Below are 204 nucleotides of genomic sequence, written 5' to 3'. Positions count from 1 at the left end.
ACCATCATTCATAGCCTTAATTACTTCATCACACACTAAATAAGCACTCATTTGCGGTAATTCATCATAGCTTTTTCCTTTTGGGCTTGGGATTAATACACGCTTTTCATTAAGAAATTCTTTCTCTCCCCCGCCATTAAAGAAAAAGCTAACATGGGCATATTTTTCTGTTTCTGCTGTGTGAAATTGCCTTAAATTATTTTT

At 34.3% G+C, this 204-nt stretch carries 1 pseudogene; it reads right to left on the bottom strand.

What is annotated here, in order from left to right:
- Positions 1-204 (bottom strand): annotated as a pseudogene (locus tag KJQ99_RS11590) (2,3-bisphosphoglycerate-independent phosphoglycerate mutase); the annotation flags it as partial.

Source organism: Campylobacter sp. 2018MI13 (assembly GCF_018501135.1).
Lineage (GTDB): Bacteria > Campylobacterota > Campylobacteria > Campylobacterales > Campylobacteraceae > Campylobacter_E.
This window is presented reverse-complemented; position numbering and strand designations above follow the sequence as displayed.